The following is a 3,916-nucleotide window of genomic DNA, read 5'->3' on the forward strand; positions in this document are numbered from 1 at the left end:
CTGAGGGGCCTCGCGTTCCACGGACAGGGATGCGACTGTTTACTTCAGGCGACGATTCGCAACTTCACATGTTCGGCGTGGACTTCTCGCGGAGGGCGATAGCCGACGGCTGAGTGAAGGCGCTTGCGATTGTACCAGAATTCGATGTACCGGGTGATGTCATGCCGGGCGGCCTCGCGAGTCAAGTACGTTACCCGCGACACTCGTTCGTTCTTCAGGGCCCCGAAGAACGACTCCGCCATGGCGTTGTCGAAACAGATCCCGGTACGCCCGGCCGACCGGCGAAGTCTCAACCCCTCGAGAACCTTTGCGTACTCGGCGGACATGTAGTTGCTGCCCCGGTCGGAGTGAAATATGGCACCCTTCGAGAGCTTCCTGTTCCGTGCCGCCTTACGGATGGCCCGGGATATCAATGGCGTCTGGTAGTGGTCGTCCATGGCATAGCCGATGACCTCTTTGGTGCAGCAGTCGATAACGGTTGCCAGATACAGCCAGCCCTCGCCGGTGGGAATGTAAGTGATGTCACCGACGAGTTTTTCACCGGGTGCCTCGGCGGTGAAGTCGCGGCCCACGAGGTCCGGCACCGGACCGGGTGCCGCCTGGGTGAGAGACCACTGCTTCGGCCGCGGCTGGCAGGGCACCAGGCCCAGCTCGCGCATCAGCTGGCGGACCAGCTCCGGGCCGGCGGCGACGCCCCAGCGCAGCAGCTGCGCGTGGACGCGCCGATAGCCATAGGTGCCGTCGGACATGTCGAACGCCTTCTTGATGAGCAGCCGCAGTTCCTCGCGCCGCTGGGCGGTCGCGGAATCGGGCCGGTTTCTCCAGTCGTAGTAGCCGGACTTGGACACGCCGAGTTTTCTGCACATGAACTCGACGGAGTACGCGCACTCCGCGTTGTCGAGCCGCATCGAATCGATGAACTCGTACTTGCTCGCTACCGGGGATCCTTCGCGAAGTACGCTGCGGCTTTTTTCAGGAAGGCGTTCTCCTGCTCAAGCTCTCGGTTCCGGCGTCGCAGCTCCTTCAATTCGGCACGCTCGTCCACCGGCAGCGGCCCAGCCTGCTGTCCGTGCTCGCGCTCATGCTGGCGCACCCAGGTGCGGAGCGTCTCGGGATTCACGTTGAGTTCCCGGGCGACATGAGCGACCGGCTTGCTGGATTTCAAAGCCAGTTGGACCGCTTCTTCACGGAACTCCGGCGAGTACGGACTTGGACGTGCCACTTGCTTCTTCCCTCGATTCCTTACAGGACAACCCTATTGGGTCCCTGTCCGGGATCTTCGGGGCCCCTCAGACTCCCCAGTGGGTGGACGGCCCCGGCAAGGTCCAGAGCAAGGGCAAGGCCAAGGTGGCCAAGGTCAACGTGGCGCGGAGCGAGGTCACGGCGGCGAGCCTGGACGCTGCGGCGTAGATGAGTGGTGTACGCCACTGACTGGGAGGGTCGGCCCCGCCATGGGGCCGCCCTCCTGGGCGTTGCGTGACGGCCGGCTGAGCTGACAGTGATGGAACGGGGTCCCCAGGGCAAGAAAAGTGCCCGGGGACCCTTCTTCTCTATACGCGTACGTAGAAAGAAGGGTCCCAGGGCGCTTTTTGTGCCCCCTGACCATGGGTGGCCCAGGTCTCGGCGGAGGGCGGCCCTGGCGGGGTGTCACGGCCCCCAGTGAATGGAGATAGACGGACCGCAGACCGTCCCACGTGCTTGGCCCCCGTTTCGCGGGTGGTGCCTCACCTGGGTTCTGCGGTCCAGTGAGTGCGGCCCCGTGGCGGGGGCCTTTTTGCTCGGTGCATCGCGCCCCGGACGGTTCTCTCCTCCCGTCCTGGCGTCCAGGCCACGGCGGTGCACCAATACACGCGGGCGGCCATGGGCCGTCCGTTCTCCTGATGAGTCGCCAGCTCCACGGAGGGGCTCCGGCCGGATGCTCTCCCAGCGTCCTGCCGGGGCCGACTGGCGGCCGTTCGCGCACCGGGCAGGGTGCCAATCGAGAACGCAGACTCCCGGCGGTGGGCCGGGCCGCCTCCAGGCAAACCAACCCACCCCCGATAGGGCCCGTTCGGCCCCGTTGCTCCCAGGGCTGCCCCCTTGGTTGAGCGCGGAGCCGGACGGGCCCTTTTCGCGTTCCGGGGCCAAGTCGGTCCTGGAGATACCGACTTGGAGTGAGCCATGAGCACGATCAACCCCCATGACGCCCTGGACGACCGCGCACGGACGACCGTGGACAACTGGCCGGTGGTGACCATCGTGTGGCATGAGCCGACGGCCCCCAAGCGGGTCCATGACGCCTATGCGGCCCTCCGGGAGGGCCTGGACGTGGTGAGCCGTCTCCGGGAGGAGTTCCGGGAGTTGCGGACGGCCGACGAACGCCAGGAGCGGGAGCGGCGGGAGGCTCACGCGGCCCACCTGGCGGGCGGCCCGGCCCCCAAGGCGTACAAGCGCGTGGACGACCTGGCCCAGCGGGAGGACAAACTCCTGGCCCTCCAGGCGGCCCAGACCGGACCCGGGAGCTGAGGGCCCAGTACGACGCCATGGAGACGGACCCGGCGTCATGGCGGAGGAGCGGGACGCCCTGGTGAAGGCCCTGGAGGGCGAACACGCCCGCATGGCGGAGCTGGCCGTGGAGGCCGAACGCGCGTACCAGCGGTTCGCGGCCGTCAGGGCCCGCGCGGAGTACCTGTCCCTGGAGCTGGGCGACGTGGAGGCCCCGGCGGGACTGAAGTACGCCAACGACGACGTGACCGACGGAAGCGAGTGGGGCGCGATCCTCCACGTGGCGCAGTCCACGGACCCGCGCGTAACGGGGGAGTGGCTGGTCTCCGCCCTTCGGGACGCCACCTCCAAGGCGTGAACGCCCACCTGGGGGCCTGGCGACAGGGCCGGGCCCCCTTCCCCTGCCTGGGCCCTGGCGGGCCCCCAGAGAGGCCCTGGAGGCTGACGTGAACTTTGTTGCCTGGCTCCCGGAGCAGACGGACCGGGAGGACGCCACGGGCCGTGTCGCCGTGGCCGTCGCCAACCACCTGGCGGAGGGGTGGACGCCCCGGTCCGGCTCCGTGGATGAGGTCCGCAAGCTGGCCCCGGTGTTGGGCCTGGACCTGGCGGACGTGGACGCGGCGGACGCCCGGTACCGGGCGGGCCACATGGAGAACCCATTGCGACCGGAGGAGCTGGAGATGGGGGCCGCCCGATGACGTACCGGTCACCGGCCAACACCCGCCGGGAAGTGCTGAGTTGGCTACAGGCTCACCGGGACCCGTCGGTCACGGCCCTGACGCACCGGGCCCGCATCCTGGCGGCCCTGGCCGTGGAGCGCCCGGAGCTGGTGGCCGCCATCACCAGCACGGAGTTCCGGGGCCTGTGTGCCCACGTCTTCAAGGACCCGCGTGGAGCCCACGTTCCCGGGTTCGTCCGCCACGGCCGGGGTACGGCCGACCCCAAGGGAGTGACCGCGTGAGTCATCAGCGAACCAACGAACGGGTGGCCGCCGTGGCCGCTGAAGTCGTGGCCCGGCTGGGTGCCACGCATACCGACGGCCCGGACCCCGCCACGGCGTCCATGTCCACGGCTGTCCGTGTGGGCCGTGGCGGGCTGGACCCGACGGCCCGGCCGGAGAGCCAGGACCCGGCCGAGCTGGCCAGCCGTGTCCCGCGTGACGTGCGGACCGGCGGCACCGTCCGGCCGAGTGGGGCCGTGGCCTGGCTCGCATGAGCCGGACGACCCCGTGGGACCTGGGGGATACCCCCCTCCAGGGCGGCCGGGACATCGAAGCGTGATAGCGGCCCTGTCTCTGTACGGGTTCCAAGGTCTGTGAGCGACCTGAACGGCCGCCACACGTGGCTTCTGACCTGGGTGGATGCCGCTCCGGACCACACGCCGGAGTGGGCCATAACAGGGCTTTCGCTGGACACCCCAAGGGCCCCGATCC

General features: G+C 68.8%; 6 protein-coding genes. 5 read left to right on the forward strand and 1 reads right to left on the reverse strand.

Going from position 1 to position 3,916, the window contains the following annotated elements; genetic code table 11:
• Window positions 1–44: 44 nt before the first annotated feature.
• Window positions 45–1,222 (reverse strand): IS3 family transposase gene (locus GFH49_RS13835; RefSeq protein WP_155056154.1). Its coding sequence is split into 2 segments (ribosomal slippage): window positions 45–961 and window positions 961–1,222, totalling 1,179 coding nucleotides; the frame shifts between segments, so codons are not numbered across the junction.
• 938 nt (window positions 1,223–2,160) lie between these two features.
• Between GFH49_RS13835 and GFH49_RS13840 the strand changes: the two genes are divergently transcribed.
• The 5 genes from GFH49_RS13840 (at window position 2,161) to GFH49_RS13860 (ending at window position 3,699) form a co-directional block, all read left to right on the forward strand.
• Window positions 2,161–2,505 carry a hypothetical protein gene (locus GFH49_RS13840; protein WP_155056175.1) on the forward strand — a complete coding sequence of 115 codons (345 nt, stop codon included), beginning with the start codon at window positions 2,161–2,163 and terminating at the stop codon, window positions 2,503–2,505.
• A gap of 37 nt (window positions 2,506–2,542) precedes the next feature.
• The gene (locus GFH49_RS13845) at window positions 2,543–2,842 is read left to right on the forward strand and encodes a hypothetical protein (RefSeq protein WP_155056176.1); all 300 of its coding nucleotides are present in this window, start codon (window positions 2,543–2,545) and stop codon (window positions 2,840–2,842) included.
• Window positions 2,843–2,930: 88 nt separating this feature from the next.
• Window positions 2,931–3,182 (forward strand): hypothetical protein, encoded by a 252-nt coding sequence (locus GFH49_RS13850; protein WP_155056177.1) that lies wholly within the window; start codon window positions 2,931–2,933, stop codon window positions 3,180–3,182.
• Window positions 3,179–3,445, forward strand: coding sequence for a hypothetical protein (locus tag GFH49_RS13855; RefSeq protein WP_155056178.1), 267 nt, complete (start codon window positions 3,179–3,181; stop codon window positions 3,443–3,445). The genes GFH49_RS13850 and GFH49_RS13855 overlap by 4 nt, the downstream gene beginning before the upstream one ends.
• Window positions 3,442–3,699: a hypothetical protein gene (locus tag GFH49_RS13860; RefSeq protein WP_155056179.1), complete on the forward strand. Its 258-nt coding sequence runs from the start codon at window positions 3,442–3,444 to the stop codon at window positions 3,697–3,699. The genes GFH49_RS13855 and GFH49_RS13860 overlap by 4 nt, the downstream gene beginning before the upstream one ends.
• Window positions 3,700–3,916 lie beyond the last annotated feature (217 nt).

This window comes from Streptomyces blattellae, assembly GCF_009709555.1.
Lineage (GTDB): Bacteria > Actinomycetota > Actinomycetes > Streptomycetales > Streptomycetaceae > Streptomyces > Streptomyces blattellae.